This is a genomic window from Pseudomonas sp. LBUM1658, from assembly GCF_059716055.1.
The window spans coordinates 3,388,617-3,403,976 of sequence record NZ_CP166798.1 but is presented as its reverse complement, the minus strand read 5'-3'; the positions used below and the strand labels follow the sequence as shown (position 1 = coordinate 3,403,976).

Below are 15,360 nucleotides of genomic sequence, written 5' to 3'. Positions count from 1 at the left end.
GCTCCGTTTTTCAAATTAGGTTCGTGAGGCTGCAGCCCGTTACTTCAATGGGAAGTCCGACCAGTGCGGATTACGTTCCAGGCGTCGATCAATATCGCGAAGCGTTGCCAGGCATCGCTGGAGCTTGAGGTAGATATCACCACCGTAATCCCAGCCAAGTACGCCAATACTGCCGGTGTAACCGACGCGGTTAAGCGCGGCGATCAAAGCGAAGTTGTCGAGCTCTCCGCGGTCGACCGGCTCCATGGTCGCCACGCCGCCCCAGCCCAGTTGCGAAAGTGCGCTGCCGGAAGTCACCACTTGCATGAGCCAGGGTTTCATCGCAGCGAGACGCTGTTCCAGTTCGGCTTCTTGGCTGGCATACCAGTGATAGCCGTTGAACGAGGCCCCCAAGCGAGGGTGAGCAAAGAGCTCGCAAATCTGCACAACCTGCGTGGTGGTCTGGGTGACATGGTGAAGATGTGGATACAGCGCAATCCGTAATCCGCGCCGTTCGGCAATGGGCAGCAGCGACTCGATAAACCGCAGAATTGCTTGGGTGCCATTGACTGAGGTCTGAATCGCCAGCTCGATAAGCTCTACCCCCTCGACGGTTTCGACGATGCGCCGTATCAGGGCGTCGTTGCGCCCCTCATGCAGCACCAGGTAAAGCCCCTCGATGCGCAGACCATGGGTTTGCCAGACGCTGGGCAACAGGCTGAGGTCAGTCAGTGGTGTGCCACCCCAGGCGGCTACAGTCATGCCGTCGTAACCGAGTTCAGCCAACATTTCGCACTGTGTTTGAAAGGCGTATACGCCCATCGACGAGTAGAAAAAGGAATCGAGTGCATGGATGCGATGAGCCATGGTTTATCTCCTGGCTCAGTGAGGTGAGTCGGTCAGGACAGCCCATTCAGGGTGGGCGGCCAACCGTTGCTCCATGGAACGGAACGCTGTGACCGAGCGGCGTAGGTTGCCGTAGACGTCGCCGCCCATGCTTTCCCAGCCGAGCACGCCAAAACGCCCGTTAAAGCCGCGCCGTTCGAGGGCGCCCAATAGCACGAAGTTGTCCATTTCACCTTCATCGAGCGGTTCGATGGTTGCCAGGCCGCCCCATCCGAGGGGCGAGCGCCGGGTGCCAGCAATGTTCACTTGTTTCAACCAGGGCCACATCGCGTCAAGTCGCTGTTCCAGAGCTTGCTCCTCAGTTGCGTACCAGTGATAACCGTTGAACACGATGTTAAGGCGCGGATGGTTGAACTCTCTGCATAGCGCCACCGCCTCGGTAGTCGTCTGCATGCCGTAGCGTGCATGCGGGTACAGGCTGATCTCCAGGCCTCGGCGCTCGCAGATCGGCAGCAGGCGCTCGAGCATTCGGCGGTCAAAGTTCGTAACTTCGTCGCCGGAATGCAGGGCCAGTTCGATGGTGGTGCAGCCCTCGATGGTCTCGAATATGTTGGTCACAAAGGATTCCAGGCCCTTGCGATAAATCAGGTAGACCGCGCCCACGTCCAGTCCCCACGTGGGTTTAACCCGGGCGATCGACTTCAGGTCTTTGCTCCAGGCGGATATCGTCAGCCCCTGGTAGCCGAGTTCAGCGAGCATCTCGCACTGCGCTACCAGGGGATAGGTCCCCAAGGCCGTCTGAAAAATGAAATCCATATGATGCAAAGGACGATTCATGAGTGGGCCTGCGCTGGCACTGGTTCGATGGGTAACGACGCACTTGGAAAGTGCGGCAAGAGGTATTCGCCCAGCTCGTCGATGACTTCCGAGGCGTGGCGTCGCTGCGGCTTGAAGTGCAGGGCAACGTGACCGACGCCCTGATCCTGTTGGCGCTTCCAATGCTCAATCAGCGCATTTCGCCCGGCACGCAGCACGCGGCCCGCTTGGACGGGATGGTTTGGATCGCGGTCCAGGTCAAACAGAGTGCCGTAGCCATAGGGCTTGTAAACGTTGGTGCCACAGGCAGCGCGCCAGCGCTCGATGATGTGTGGAATCAGGACCGGGTTGGAGATGTAGGAAAGAATGCCGTCCGTATTTTCTCCAATCCACTCCAGCGACTGGCCGGCCTGGCCAACGATAATCGTCGGCATGCGTGAGCCCACCGGTTTGGGGATGAGGTCGATCTCACCATTCAACTGGCCATAAAACCGCGACGGGTGCACGGTCCAGTGTGTTTCTGTGGCAGCGCGAATGATTGCCAGCGCGTCACGAAAACGCTCGGCACGGTTGCCGAAGTCGAGCCCGAAGGCGGGGTATTCCACCGGACGATCGCCGGTGGCCAGGCCCAGAATAAATCGTCCCCCAAGCAACTGATCGATGCTCGCCGCCTGCTTGGCAACGATCAACGGATCGCGCAAGGGGAGGACGATGCCGGCGGTGCCGATGGCAATCTGCTTGGTCACGGCAGCGAGGAAGCCGGCATACACAAGCGGATCAAGGATCTGACCCACGTCACCGAAGTTCGGATCGTAAAACGGCACATCTCGAAGCCAGATCGCGGAAAAACCCGCTTCATCAACCCGCTGAGCCAGCTGCGCGTGATCCTGCAGAGTCGGGCCTGGGCTGTTGGGATAGCTTTCCAGCGGCGCGATAAAGCCGAAGGTCAAATGGCCGGGTTGGAAAACGCGCGCGTAGCCGGGGTGCTGTTTGAGCTCCGGCGCAAGTTCGTAGGTGGAAGGCATCGAAGTCATTCGAGGGCTCTCGTGTAGTCAGATGACGGTAACTTCGCAGTGCGATATGAGGGGTGAAGTCACAATGGCGGTGACTATAGGTTGTATGATGCGAAAGAAAAATAGGATGAAGTTCCGAACTTTTAGGAATATAACGCTTAAATAGACTGAGGTGGATATGGATCATTTCGGGGCGCTCGGCGCGTTCGTGCATGCCGCACAAACGCGCAGCTTTACCGAAGCAGGGCGCAGAACCGGCGTGTCTTCATCGGCCATTGGTAAGGCGGTTGCACGACTGGAGGAAGAACTGGGTGTAAGGCTGTTTCACCGGTCCACGCGCGCCATCACCTTGACGTCTGAGGGCAGCCTGTTTCTGGAACGCTGCCATCGAATTTTTGCGGAGTACGAAGTTGCCAAACGGGAGCTCACTCAGGCTGCCGGCAAGCCCCAGGGGAAATTGCGCCTCGGTTTGCCACAACTGGGGATGAGGTTGATGCCTCACTTGATTGCGTTTCAGCAGGCATATCCCGAAGTGGAGTTGGAACTGGAGTTCAGCGATCGGTTGGTCAACGTCATCGAGGAGGGTTTTGATGCCGTGATGCGTATCGGTGAGGTTGAAGACTCACGGCTGATGATGCGCAAGCTCAACGGCTACAGTCATCGCTTGGTGGCGTCTCCACACTATCTTTCACTACGGGGTGTTCCTTCACGGCCATCGGAACTGTCCAGCCATTCATGCCTGCGTTACCGATACCCCACCAGCGGTAAACTCGACCCTTGGCCTCTGGTGTTAAAAAAGGGACAGGACCGTGTTGAACTGGGACAGTCGGCTACCGCCAACGCAATTGAACCGTTGTTGGCAATGGCTGAGGCAGGGCTAGGAATAGCCTGTCTCCCTGACTTTTTTGTCGAGGACGCCATCGCGGACGGCCGATTGGTACCGGTATTGGATCGCTACGTTCGCGACCATCGCACCTTCAGCATTCTCTGGCCATCCAGCCGCCAGCCGTTGCCCAAGATAAAGGCCTTTGTAAGCTTTATGACATCGCGTCTGACGTGAGGGGGTACGGTTGACCGAACGCAAACTGCCGATGCTGCGGAGTTTTCCGTAGCATCGGCAGGTTTTAATTGCGCAGTGACTTATGCTTTGTTGGTGGCCTTTGCCGCAAGGACGCCGTCGCCCAGCAAGGCTACGACCAGTGCGGTGACGCACAGGTAGATCGGGTATTCCCAGCCGCCATTGGCGTTGGTGAAGCTCCAGCCATTGCCGAAGTGGACGGTCGCGGCCACGAACAGCTGAATCACTGCCAGAGCGGCTACCCAGCGCGAGTAAACACCCAGCACCAGCATCAAGCCGCCGATCACTTCAAAGGCCATCACCGGGTAGGCCAAGAAGCCCGGGAAGCCGATGGACTCAAAGAAGCCCGCCGTGCCTGCAGGGGTGAAGACAAACACTTTGGTCAGGCCGTGGGCAATGAACATGATGCCCAGTGCCAGGCGCATAACGAAGGCAGCGTATGGAGCGGTACGTGTGTCGATCATGGTGCAGTTCCTTTTTGTTTACTTGGAGAGTGACAGCGTGTTGGTCAGCCATTGCGAGAAATCCGCCAGTTCTTCGGCGACGATCTCGTGGGCCATATCGTAGAAATGCGTTTCGTGGGCGACGCCTATTCGATCCAGCCAGTCGTCCGCTTCTTTTGCCCAAGCCACTGGCAGGACGTTGTCCTGATGGCCGTGGGCGATGAACGCGCTGACAGACTTGAGTCGCTCGGCGGAAGCGATCCGAGGATCCAGTTCGCGCAGCATTCGGCCGCTCAAAATGGCGAAACCGGCTACCAGCTCGGGCTCGGTGACCCCAAGGCTCGCGCTCATGATGCCGCCCTGGCTGAAACCGGCGATCACGGTAGGCAACGTGGGCAACGCTTCGATGAAGTGGTGCAATAGTTGCCGGGCAGACTCTGCCTGTTCCTGATTGAACGACGGGCCGTTACTGGTGAAGTTCACCTGATACCAGGCGAAGCCTTGTGGGCCAACCTGCAGCGGACCGCGCAGCAGAATGACTTCCAGCTCCTCGGGTAGCGATGCGGCCAATGACGCGAGATTCGCTTCATTTGAACCTACACCATGCAGCAGAAGCAGGCGGCCCTTGGGCGCCGAAGTACTGCAACCCTTGCGGAAAAACAGGCCTGTTTGAGGCTCGCGGGCCGCTTCGGAAAAAGTAGTGTCACGCATGGTCTGTGATGCCTTGCGTGAGTTGAATGGACTCAGGTCCATCATCGTTGTTTGAAGAAAACAGGTAACTGTCCATTGCCAGCACCCCATAGGTCACGCCGCCCTCCAGAACACGTGTTTCATAGCGCTCACCAGCCGCGCCCAAAGCGATGAGTAGCGGTAAAAAATGCTCATCCGTCGGATGTGCGCGTTCGGCTGAAGGTGCGTGCTGCCTATAGTCCAGCAGGGAATCGGTGTTGCCCGCTTGCAGGGCTCGGGCTGTCCAGGCAGCAAATTCCTTCACGTAATCGGCCCCAAGGCTGGCCGCACCCCGAAACTCATACAAGTTATGGGTCAGGCTTCCGGAGGCCACGATCAGCACATTTATATCCCTCAGTGGCTTGAGGGCTTGGCCCAATTTCCAGGCCTGGTGGGTATCGAGGCCGGCAGGCATCGATACCTGTACGACGGGAATGTCTGCCTCGGGAGCCAGATACAGCAGAGGCACCCAGGCTCCGTGATCGAGTCCCCGTTGATGATCGAGCCGGGATTTCCATCCCGCGGTCTGTAGCAGCTTCACGATATTGGCGGCCAGGGCCGGCGCGCCCGGTGCGGGGTAGCGCAATTGGTACAACGCGTCGGGGAAACCACCGAAATCGTGAATGGTGTCAGGGGCGGTGCTCGCCGTGACGCTGACTTCGCCGCGCGTCATCCAGTGCGGGGAAAGGATGACGATGGCATCAGGTCGCGGCAGTTCGCGACCGAGCTCGGCCAGACGTTGACCCGCCAGACCAGGCTCGATGGCAAACATTGGAGCACCATGAGACACAAACAGCAGAGGGAACGAAGTGTTCATGGTGTAGTGCTCCGAGGTAATTACTTGCTAAGCCAGACAGGGGCGATCGAGGTGCCCAGGCCGGCGCCGTAGCCGAGATAAATGTTCAGGCCTGCCAACGGCTCCAGGTAACGGGCGTTGATCAGTCCACCAACGTTTACCGTGTTCCAACCCAGGCTCTGTGCCAGGGCAGTTGCGGTCTGCTTGGCGCGCTCGCTGTCACTGGCGACGAAGACGCTGCCGCGCTGGTCATTGGCGAATGTCGCGCCGTCGGCAAGCACTTGCGCGAACAGAGTGTTGAAGGCTTTAACGACCTGGGCTTGAGGCACTGCTTTGGCAATTTCCTCGCTAGCACTTGTCACGTGGCCAACGGTCAGCGACATGTAGTCGGCGCTCAGTGGATTGGTGATATCGATAACCACCTTGCCCGTCAGGTCGCCCAGGCTTTGCAGGGCTTTGGCGGCGTCTTCGTAGGCGGTTGCAACAACAACGACGTCGCTGTCACCCAGCGCCTCGCCAGCCGGGTAGGCGCTGACATTGTCAAACTGAGCGGCAAGCGCTTTGGCTTTGTCGATGTCGCGGCCTGTGATACGAACAATATGGCCAGCACCGGATAACTGTTTTGCGAACGCCGAACCCATGTTACCGGTACCCACTACTGTAATTTTCATTTGGACCTCATTTGCATTGATGTGCGCTTCGATGGGGTCAGTTTATAGGTTGTGAATTTGAGATAAATAAGGCTACATGTGATTTATAGTTCCAGTAAGTGAGACAATCATGGATAGAGCGTTGGAGATGCAGGTCTTCTGCACAGTGGTCGATAAAGGCAGCTTCGTCGGTGCGGCCGAACCCCTGCAGATGTCCAAAGCGGCGATATCGCGCTATGTGAGCGGTCTTGAAGAGCGGCTCGGTGTGAGGCTGCTTCATCGCACAACGCGACGTCTTTCATTGACGGATGAGGGGCGGCAGTTCTATCACCAGGCGCGGGAGGTTCTGGCGCTTATGGATCAGGCCGAGGAGGCCGTATCGTCCACCGCGCCGGAACCCAACGGCGTTCTCAGGGTGAATGCACCGGTCAGTTTTGGAGTGCTGCACTTGGCGCCGATCTGGGGCGACTTCATGAAGGCCTATCCCGATATCGAGTTGGACATCAGCTTGAACGACCGGCTGGTGGATCTGGTGGAGGAGGGTTTTGATGCGGCTGTGCGCATTGCACGAATGGAAAACTCTTCTCTGGTAGGCCGTCGTCTGGCGGGTACTCGAATGTGCCTGTGTGCTTCACCCGAATACTTGGCAAGTCACCCCGAGGTGCGCACTTTGTCTGACCTGACAGAACACGGTGTGATTGCCTATACCAACTTCGCTAGCGGCAATGAATGGCAGTTCCAAGGACCTGACGGCAGCGAAAGTGTGCGCACCCGCTCGATTGTTCGCTGCAACAATGGCGATACCTGTCGCAGTATTGCATTGGCGGGGGGCGGTATTGCTTTGCAGCCCAGCTTCATGGTGGCCGAGGATTTGCGGGCGGGGGACCTGGTGGAAATATTGCCTGAGTACCGGTCCGTCGAGTTAGGCATCTACGTGGTTTATCCCACCCGCAAGCATCTGGCGAGCAAGGTTCGGGCGCTGATAAATTTTTTGGCTGAGCGATTTGCCAACCCTCGATGGGAGCAGTAGAAACCGTTTAACGCAAAAAAATCCCGGCTGACGAAAGGGGAGCATTCAGCCGGGTAAAAGCAGCGTTGCATCATTAGCGTACAAGGCGTTGTCGCGGTCCTTTCTGGCGGCCGCGCAGACTGTAAAGAAAGAGGGTAGGGCTTAACTCACGGCGTATCCAAAAAGTTACGCAAATCGGCGGCGAATTTTTCCGGATTTTTGAACGCCAGAAAATGGTCGCCTTGCTCGGCTTTACTGTAAACATGCAACTGGGAGTTATTGATGACCGAGCTCATCCAGCGCTGACTTTCCAGCCAGTCGCTGTATTCCCCGGTGAAAATCGCCGTTGGAACATCAATCCTGTATTGGATGACATCTCGCCAATCGTTAGTGGCGTGATCGAAAAGTACAAGCCCAGTGAACGCCATGTCATCTTCCGCCATAGCCTGAGCCAAGCTTATGGCGGTATGAAAGTAGGGCGAGTCCAGGGCCATGGCCCGTTCGACAACCCGGCTTCCCGAGATCACCTGGTTGGTGGGCGTCATATTGACGTAGGAAGCAATCATGCGCTCCGGCGAGGTGGTGAAAGCACCTGCCTCCAGTCGCTGCTGTTCCGTCCAGTCGGCATGGCAATAGATCGAGGGTGCCTGGTCAATGACGCTTAACGTCCGTATGCCTTGTGTGCCGAACAGGTCTATGTAGGCCCACATGACGGATGCCCCCATTGACCAACCGCAGTAGTCGGCTTCGGACAAGTTCAGGTGCTCTGCAAACTCTTTCACATCCATGGCATAACGTGAAATCCGGTTACCGAACGCGGTCCTCTCAGAGAGGCCCTGGTTTCGAACGTCTAGCACGTACACGTGGTAATGCTTGCTCAGGATGTGCATGACGTGGAAGTACATCGCGCCGTTTGCCGACCAGCCTGGAATGAAAATCAGTGGTTTACCAGCGCCCGCTTCCCAGTACCCCAGGTTGACATGGTCGCTGGTGGAAAAGCTGCTGAGTTTCAGGTCTTCAAAGTCCGAGACGCGAAACGCTTGACCAATGATTTCATGCGGAAAGTAAAAGTCTTCGCCGAGCAATGTGGGGAGCGATTGATTTTTCAGCGGGTATTTCACAGTCAATCCCATGTCGTTCAAAAATGGTGTTTAAACACTTCACTCAAGCGCCAACCCTATGATTGCGCCGCACCTGGTACAGCGATTCGCTGCGAGGCGACGATAGAGCTTGGACAGTACCGAGATAAATACTCAAAATGCCTGAACATTCGAAACGGATCATTGGTAATGGATCGTCTGAGTAGCATGGCGGCGTTTGTCAAAGCCGTGGAGATGGGGTCGTTCAGTGCCGCTGGAGACGCGCTGCAGATGTCTGCGCAACTGATCGGCAAGCATGTTCATCATTTGGAGCAGCACCTGGGTTTATGCTTGTTGAATCGCACCACCCGACGTCAAAGCCCTACGGACTTTGGGCGCGAATTCTACGAACGCTCCAAATTCATCCTGGCGGAAGTGGAAACCGCTGAAAATATGGCTGCCGGAACCCAGGCCTCACCCAGCGGCCGCTTAAGAATCAATGCCCCCGTTAGTTTCGGCATGCAGTCGCTTGCGCCAAGGCTGCCTGAGTTTATGCGAGCCAATCCCTTGGTCAGTGTTGAATTGACGCTGGCCAATCGTGCCGTCGACCTTATCGACGAAGGCTTCGATGTTGTTTTCAGGGTGGGTCAGCTCTCTGACAGCGGCCTTGTTGCAAGGGCCTTGGCACCCTATAGGCTCATTCTGTGCGCAGCACCGTCCTACCTGAAAGACACACCCGCGATTGAAACACCGTGGGATCTTCAGGAGCATGAATGCCTGGGCTTTTCACATACTGAACTGCGTACCCATTGGACGTTTAACGGGCCTGAAGGAAAGATCATTGTTCCGGTCGGCAGTCGGTTGACGGCTGATCACGGTGAGCCGCTTCTATGCGCCGCGCTGGCCGGATTGGGAATACTGCTTCAACCGGTTGAGCTTGTACGCAACTCGTTGCTGCAAGGTGATCTGGTTGCTTTATTGCCCGATTACCCGCTCGTTTGGTGCATTGGGTGGGGTGCCGCGTCGCGGCATCTACGACAACATGAAGACCGCTGTCGACAAGGTTAACAAGGGAAAAGGCCGTACGGTAAATGCTCGGTTTGCCGTGATGTGCGCGCACTACCTGTTTGATCCGGACTTCTGCAACGTCGCCTCCGGCTGGGAAAAAGGCATCGTCGAAAAGAACGTCCAAGACAGCCGACGGCGCATCTGGCTCGATGCTCAAGACTGCATGTTCCATACCTTCGAAGAACTGAATGCCTCGCTCGGACAACGCTGCCGTGCACTCTGGAGCGAGCTGCTGCACCCGCAGTACAACGGGCTGACGGTGGCGGACGTCCTGGAACTGGAACGGGTGGAAATGATGCCAATGCCCACTGCCTTTGACGGTTATGTCGAACGCACCGTGCGCGTCTCCAGCACCTGCCTGATCAGCGTGGCGCGAAATCGCTACTCGGTGCCTTGTGAGCGGGTCGGCCAGTGGGTCAGCAGCCGTTTGTATCCTTCCCGGGTGGTTGTCATCGCCGATGAAACGATGATTGCCAGTCACGAGCGCCTCTTTGATCGAGATCAGGTCAGTTTTGACTGGCAGCATTACATCCCGCTCATCGAACGCAAGCCGGGAGCACTTCGCAATGGCGCTCCGTTTGCCGATCTGCCGAAGCCGTTGCTGCTTCTCAAGCGCGGCCTGAGACGTCACAGCAATGGTGACCGAGTCATGACGCAGGTACTGGCTGCTGTTCCCATCGCCGGGCTCGATGCCGTGTTGGTGGCGGTGGAGTTGGTACTTGAATCAGGCAGCTTGAGCGCTGACCACATCCTGAATGTCCTGGCTCGACTGACATCGACAGCAGTCCCTCCGTCCGCCGAAACCAGTCTTCAACTCAAGATAGCGCCTGTCGCCAATACGGCACGCTACGACCGGCTCCGCAACACCGATGAGGAGACTCGCAATGCGTGATCTTATGGCGGAACTCAAAGAACTGCGTCTGCATGGCATGGCCAGCGCCTGGGAAGAGCTTGCTTCCCAAGGAGAAGCCTCTACGACCTCATCAAAATGGCTGCTTGAGCATCTTCTCCAACAAGAACATGCGGATCGAGCGGTGCGCTCAGTGAACCACCAAATGAACATGGCCAAACTGCCCATGCATCGTGACTTAGCAGGCTTCGACTTCAGCGCTTCCAGCGCAGATGCCCGTCTGGTCAAAGATCTGTCCAGCCTGGAGTTCACAGATACCGCACAGAATGTCGTGTTCATCGGCGGGCCAGGAACGGGCAAAACACACCTAGCCAGCGCCTTGGCCGTGTCCGGAATCACGACCCATAACAAGCGAGTCCACTTCTTCTCCACGGTGGATCTGGTCAATCTGCTGGAGCGTGAAAAGTACGACGGCAAGACGGGCCGAATCGCTCAAGGGCTGCTTCGGACAGACCTGGTAATACTCGATGAACTCGGGTATTTGCCCTTCAGTCAGAGCGGTGGTGCCCTGTTATTTCACCTGCTGTCCAAGCTGTACGAGCACACCAGCGTGGTCATCACCACCAACCTCAGTTTCTCGGAGTGGTCGAGTGTGTTTGGCGACGCCAAGATGACCACGGCGTTGTTGGATCGGTTGACACACCACTGCCACATCGTCGAAACGGGCAACGAGTCCTACCGCCTGCAACACAGCAGCTTGGCCGCCCAGACAAAGATCAAATCACGTGAACGAAAGCGCAAGGAACATGACGGTGTCGAGGACGATGAGCCGTTTTGATCTGCACCATAAATACCTTGCCGCATGCCTACATGCGGTGGGGCTTGATGCCTCTTCAACCGGGACACGGCTGCTAAGCTTATCCACAATTGCTGATGCAAAAATCAGCAATCAGCCCTGGGTCAATTTTCAATCGGCAGGGTGGGTCAGTTTTCAATCAGCGCCAACAGCCCACGGCTTGCCCGGATACCCCCGTGATATAGAAGATGATGAGGAGCACTCAATACCGTTGAAGCGGCCACGGGGTGCTGAACCAAAAACCGGTATCGAAACACCGGAACAGGACAATGACAGTGTTGATTGAGCGGTAGTGATTGCGTCCAGAAATTCGATTTTTTCACTATAGCGGCGGGTAATTTCCGTTGGTCGTGCCAGTGGGACGAAGGCTCAGGGCGCAGATCCAATGAAGGTGACTATTTTTTTGTTAAAGGAGATTAGCCATGACCAAACGACAGGAACCGCATCACGGCTTTTCCGACGACCCACAAAAAGTTAAAGAGGCGGGGCGTAAAAGCGAACAAAATGCCAATGTGGCAACTGACAAGGCGGAGAAAGCTCGAATCGGCGGGCAACATAGCCATGGCGGGACGCGCGGAGAACGGTGATAAACAGCTGACCTGCTGACATGCCTGCGTCAGCAGGTCGGTATCCTCATAAAGCAGTGGCGAGACGACGAACCAGAGCAGGATCACCGAGATCAGTTGAATGAGCATGACGTCGGTGAGAGGCTGATGGACGACGAGCGCGTCAGCAGGGAAGAGGAATCGGCGTGTGACGGAGTTAGGGTTACGCCGGGCCCCGCAGATGAAGAGCAACTACCCAATCAGTAATACACTGCCTTGAAGGAGATGCTGCGGATGAGCATTTGGTCATCAAGCCTCGAGTCTTTTCGAGACAAAATTGCGGCTGATACTTCGGTACCAAGCTGTGGTGCCACGTCATGCGTCTGTGCCAGCTTCGGGCTTGCGCTTCTCCTCATGGCGCTGCGTAAATCCGCTACCCGCAACCTGGAAGACGAGGGGAAAAAGACCATCTATGAGGTGGAGCAACTGATGGCAGTCATGAAGGCCCTCGCCGACAACGATGTTCGGGCGTTCAGTGCTTTTATCGAAGAGCCACTGGCTGACTCTCAAGGTCACAGTCAGCAGCGAACACTGGAAATTACCTTAGGTGCACTCGCAGCTGCGAGATGCTGCCTTCAGGGCATCGAACTTGCAGAGAGGGGCTTACCAGGTGTGAAGTCATTCTTGCAATGCGATGTGGTCGCCGCCGTCTTAACCATGCACGCAAGCCTATCGGCGCTATTGCTGAATGTCGATTCGGTCGTTGATCAGCTCGTACCGACAGCTAGGAGAACTGATCTGGTACATAGCCGCTCCGACCTTCAGCGAAAAGCCGATGAAGCGCTAGCTCGCGTCTGGCGTCAGGACAAACCGCTCCTGACGTGAGCACTCAGCCAAAACGCATGATCAAATCGATACAGAGCCTCGACGGCTGGCGAGATCGTCGAGAGCAGGGGTGAGGTCAACGAACTGCTAGGGGATACGCCACGGCTAAGTGTTCGGGAACACCCTTAAGCGGCAGCGCATAACGGCGTTTCGTTATATGTCCCCTCACAAACAAACCGCTTCAGTGGGCTTTTTTGCGCCTACTGGACACCAGCCCCGGAGGCTGGCCTACCATTGCCATAGTGATTGGTTTTACGCGCACTCAGCCCCTGTCGCACCTCAACAAAGGCCTGCTTTTGAATGTCCGTGACCTACCTGCCGCTGAAAGCCTGAAACAAACACTGGCAACTCGACGGCCAACTGGTGCGCTGTCGACTCTGTCGAAGCGTTCAGGACGTCACGGATACACGCGCTTTTCATCATGCGCTCGGCTGTAAAGCGCGGAGCCTGAAAGCCCAATACCCCAGCCAGGAACTGGCCGCGCTGCTGCAGCAGAAAATCCACTCGGGGTTGTTCTGATGCGCGCCGGGATTCAAGACGGGCGTGATAGGGAGGGTGTGGTTTGTTAACGAGCATCAGCGTCAGGGCCTTCGACGGGCCTGCACCTCAGTTTCATTGAGTGACACCCCGGAGTGGAAAAGGCAGCAGTCGACCCATAACAGCCAGTCACAGCGACTACCGAATCAGGAGATAGCATCATGGAAGCCAGCACGGCTGAAGCTTGTCGGGTGAGTGTATAGACACCTTCAGGCCGACGAAGCTAGGACGTCAATTACCCAAGTCTGAGAAATGAAAAGGCAAAAAATGGTGCTTACACCATCGAGCCTTGGTGGCGCCCGATAATTATTATCAACAGCAGGGCCCCGCAGGGCCTTTTTGCTGTAGGGGAAGGGAGATTGTGACTAAGCGGCTTTTAACTTATCTGAAGTAAAACTAAATTGTTACGAGCTTACGCCGAGAGGTAATCGTCCACAGATTTAACGGTGCCGTAGCCGAACTCAAAAGCTGCCATCATTGCCGCATGCGCTTGAGCGGCAGGCACGTTCACACCGCGAAATGTGAGATCTAGGGTGGCGCAGGCATCATGCAGCACAGTAACCGGATACCCCATGTCCGCCGCAGCACGTACTACAGCGTCGATGCACATGTGGCTCATCGCTCCTACAACCACAATATCTTGGACATCGAAAGCATCCAGCTGCTTCTTGAGATCAGTTTCTCTGAAGGCATTGATGTGTTTTTTAACAATCACGGGTTCTTGTCCATCTGGGGCTACTGCTGGCTGAATTTCCGCGCCGATGGATCCCTTGATAAATATCGTGGCACCGTCATTACCGGATTCATGCCGTATGTGAAAAACCGGAATACCTGAATTTCGCGCATGAGTAATCACCCGGCTAGCATTTGCCACAGCCGCCTCGATGCCGGTCAAAGGCAATTTGCCAGTTGGCAGGTACTCGTTTTGCAAATCAACTACTACAAGACCTCGTTTCATTAACGACCTCCGGTAAAATTCTTAATCTGATGATGTCGTGAGATACTCATTGTTCCTCACGTAGACTCTGTAGGAGTGGGCTTTTTATTAACCCACTCTCTAACTGAGCACCGAATAGCTTGCGAGTAGCTGCCTTTGACCACGGTGCAATGTGATTTAAATTAAAACTCCAGCGAAGCGCCGTCTTCCGGTATGTCTACACGACTCTCGATACCTTGCTTCTTGACATAGGTGCGCAATTCGTCGCGGGTCAAGGACATGTGATTGATTGCGTCCATGTGCACGGCGACAATTTTCGCGTTTTTCGCGACCTGTGAAGCACGCAGGACGTCTTCCTCGCCCATGATGATCGCACCCTCGTACCCCGTCATTTTTGCTTTCCCTGCATTGAGTACGATGACTTCCGGGTGATATTTCTCAATGGTCTGGTCTACCTCTTTACGCCAGATAGTGTCGCCAGCGAGGTAAAGGGTCTTGTAGCCTGGCGCTTGAAAGACCACGCCCATGGCTTCGCCCAGCGGTTTTGCGAGGGCTGGCACAGCATACATTTCGTCTGTGCCATGCTGACCACCGGTCTTGGTGATTTTGACGCCGCCGAATTCAGCTTCATCAGTCAGTACGCGCACATTCTTGAAACCTTGGGAACGAATCAGCTGCGCATCTTCTTCATGCTGTGTGAACAAAGGGATGTCTTTAGGCAGCGCTTTTTGTGCGGCATCGTCCCAGTGGTCAAGATGCGTATGAGTGACGATGACTGCGTCGACACCAGAGATAACTTCAGCGGGCGACTCGGTCAGATCAACCAGAGGATTGCGCAGGTTGCTCCGGTAGGTATTTTCAAACCCTGGGTAGGCTCCCTTTTTGGCCAGCATAGGGTCGATCAGGAAGGTCGTGCCGCCGTAGGTGATTTTCACCGTTGCGTTACGAACTTGCTGCAAGTCCACTTTATGGGATGCGTCCGGCGCGTTGGTGACGTTTGAGCCCGCAAATGCCGGAGTGGCGGCAGCAGCGCAAACAATGCTGAGGGCAAGCGGAAGCGTTCTGAAGTTCATGTGATTAATCCTGTAGATACATCGAGAACACCATTCTTGCCGAATGCTTTTAAGCCTGACAGTGGCCTGAATGACATATTTCGATATAATCGGGCCAAGCGATACGCGGGGTCTGGATTTATGCGATGAGGGGGGCGACGTTCCCTTCCATCCTTGAAATACATCACTGTG

17 protein-coding genes and 1 pseudogene are annotated in these 15,360 nt (G+C 56.0%); 8 read left to right on the top strand and 10 right to left on the bottom strand.

The features are described from left to right. Positions 1-39: 39 nt before the first annotated feature. Genes ACA064_RS15640 through ACA064_RS15630 form a run of 3 tightly spaced genes read right to left on the bottom strand, consistent with a single transcriptional unit; the run spans position 40 to position 2,675 of the window. On the bottom strand, positions 40-846 hold the full coding sequence (locus ACA064_RS15640) for a sugar phosphate isomerase/epimerase family protein (protein WP_497668916.1): 807 nt from the start codon (positions 844-846) through the stop codon (positions 40-42). A 15-nt stretch (positions 847-861) separates the two neighbouring features. Beyond that, the gene (locus tag ACA064_RS15635; RefSeq protein ID WP_497668915.1) at positions 862-1,662 is read right to left on the bottom strand and encodes a sugar phosphate isomerase/epimerase family protein; all 801 of its coding nucleotides are present in this window, start codon (positions 1,660-1,662) and stop codon (positions 862-864) included. Next, a complete protein-coding gene (locus ACA064_RS15630; RefSeq protein ID WP_497668914.1) occupies positions 1,659-2,675 on the bottom strand; it encodes an LLM class oxidoreductase in 1,017 nt (338 codons plus the stop codon). The genes ACA064_RS15635 and ACA064_RS15630 overlap by 4 nt, the downstream gene beginning before the upstream one ends. Before the next feature lie 157 nt (positions 2,676-2,832). Between ACA064_RS15630 and ACA064_RS15625 the strand changes: the two genes are divergently transcribed. Continuing rightward, complete coding sequence (locus tag ACA064_RS15625; protein ID WP_497668913.1) at positions 2,833-3,714, top strand: LysR family transcriptional regulator; 882 nt, start codon at positions 2,833-2,835, stop codon at positions 3,712-3,714. A gap of 80 nt (positions 3,715-3,794) precedes the next feature. Here the strand turns inward: ACA064_RS15625 and ACA064_RS15620 are convergent, their stop codons facing one another. Genes ACA064_RS15620 through ACA064_RS15605 form a run of 4 tightly spaced genes read right to left on the bottom strand, consistent with a single transcriptional unit; the run spans position 3,795 to position 6,371 of the window. Next, a complete protein-coding gene (locus tag ACA064_RS15620; RefSeq protein WP_497668912.1) occupies positions 3,795-4,196 on the bottom strand; it encodes a DoxX family protein in 402 nt (133 codons plus the stop codon). 18 nt (positions 4,197-4,214) lie between these two features. Continuing rightward, on the bottom strand, positions 4,215-4,886 hold the full coding sequence (locus ACA064_RS15615; protein WP_497668911.1) for an alpha/beta hydrolase: 672 nt from the start codon (positions 4,884-4,886) through the stop codon (positions 4,215-4,217). Further along, positions 4,879-5,721: a DODA-type extradiol aromatic ring-opening family dioxygenase gene (locus tag ACA064_RS15610; protein ID WP_497668910.1), complete on the bottom strand. Its 843-nt coding sequence runs from the start codon at positions 5,719-5,721 to the stop codon at positions 4,879-4,881. The genes ACA064_RS15615 and ACA064_RS15610 overlap by 8 nt, the downstream gene beginning before the upstream one ends. A gap of 20 nt (positions 5,722-5,741) precedes the next feature. Further along, complete coding sequence (locus ACA064_RS15605; RefSeq protein WP_497668909.1) at positions 5,742-6,371, bottom strand: NADPH-dependent F420 reductase; 630 nt, start codon at positions 6,369-6,371, stop codon at positions 5,742-5,744. 109 nt (positions 6,372-6,480) lie between these two features. Here ACA064_RS15605 and ACA064_RS15600 point away from each other — a divergent pair, with 109 nt between their 5' ends. Beyond that, on the top strand, positions 6,481-7,380 hold the full coding sequence (locus tag ACA064_RS15600; protein WP_497668908.1) for a LysR family transcriptional regulator: 900 nt from the start codon (positions 6,481-6,483) through the stop codon (positions 7,378-7,380). A 146-nt stretch (positions 7,381-7,526) separates the two neighbouring features. Here ACA064_RS15600 and ACA064_RS15595 read toward each other — a convergent pair whose 3' ends face one another. Continuing rightward, complete coding sequence (locus ACA064_RS15595; protein ID WP_497668907.1) at positions 7,527-8,480, bottom strand: alpha/beta fold hydrolase; 954 nt, start codon at positions 8,478-8,480, stop codon at positions 7,527-7,529. 168 nt (positions 8,481-8,648) lie between these two features. On the opposite strand from ACA064_RS15595, the gene ACA064_RS15590 reads away from it, so the two are divergent. The 6 genes and pseudogenes from ACA064_RS15590 to ACA064_RS15565 all read left to right on the top strand — a co-directional run bounded on the left by ACA064_RS15590 (position 8,649) and on the right by ACA064_RS15565 (position 12,642). Beyond that, positions 8,649-9,506 carry a LysR family transcriptional regulator gene (locus ACA064_RS15590; protein WP_497668906.1) on the top strand — a complete coding sequence of 286 codons (858 nt, stop codon included), beginning with the start codon at positions 8,649-8,651 and terminating at the stop codon, positions 9,504-9,506. Then, positions 9,421-10,398 (top strand): annotated as a pseudogene (locus ACA064_RS15585) (Mu transposase domain-containing protein); the annotation flags it as partial. The gene ACA064_RS15590 and the pseudogene ACA064_RS15585, both read left to right, overlap by 86 nt. After that, complete coding sequence (gene istB / locus ACA064_RS15580; RefSeq protein WP_497668905.1) at positions 10,391-11,194, top strand: IS21-like element helper ATPase IstB; 804 nt, start codon at positions 10,391-10,393, stop codon at positions 11,192-11,194. The pseudogene ACA064_RS15585 and the gene istB, both read left to right, overlap by 8 nt. Then, complete coding sequence (locus ACA064_RS15575; protein ID WP_497668904.1) at positions 11,181-11,498, top strand: hypothetical protein; 318 nt, start codon at positions 11,181-11,183, stop codon at positions 11,496-11,498. The genes istB and ACA064_RS15575 overlap by 14 nt, the downstream gene beginning before the upstream one ends. A gap of 136 nt (positions 11,499-11,634) precedes the next feature. After that, positions 11,635-11,799, top strand: a complete 165-nt coding sequence (locus ACA064_RS15570) for a general stress protein (RefSeq protein WP_253551918.1) — start codon at positions 11,635-11,637, stop codon at positions 11,797-11,799. Between the two features lie 252 nt (positions 11,800-12,051). After that, positions 12,052-12,642 (top strand): cyclodeaminase/cyclohydrolase family protein, encoded by a 591-nt coding sequence (locus tag ACA064_RS15565; RefSeq protein WP_497668903.1) that lies wholly within the window; start codon positions 12,052-12,054, stop codon positions 12,640-12,642. 949 nt (positions 12,643-13,591) lie between these two features. On the opposite strand, the gene ACA064_RS15560 is transcribed toward ACA064_RS15565, so the two are convergent. Then, positions 13,592-14,137, bottom strand: coding sequence for a cysteine hydrolase family protein (locus tag ACA064_RS15560; protein ID WP_497668902.1), 546 nt, complete (start codon positions 14,135-14,137; stop codon positions 13,592-13,594). A 161-nt stretch (positions 14,138-14,298) separates the two neighbouring features. Next, entirely contained in the window at positions 14,299-15,189 is an 891-nt protein-coding gene (locus ACA064_RS15555; protein WP_497674144.1) for an MBL fold metallo-hydrolase, read from the bottom strand. Between the last annotated feature and the right edge of the window lie 171 nt (positions 15,190-15,360).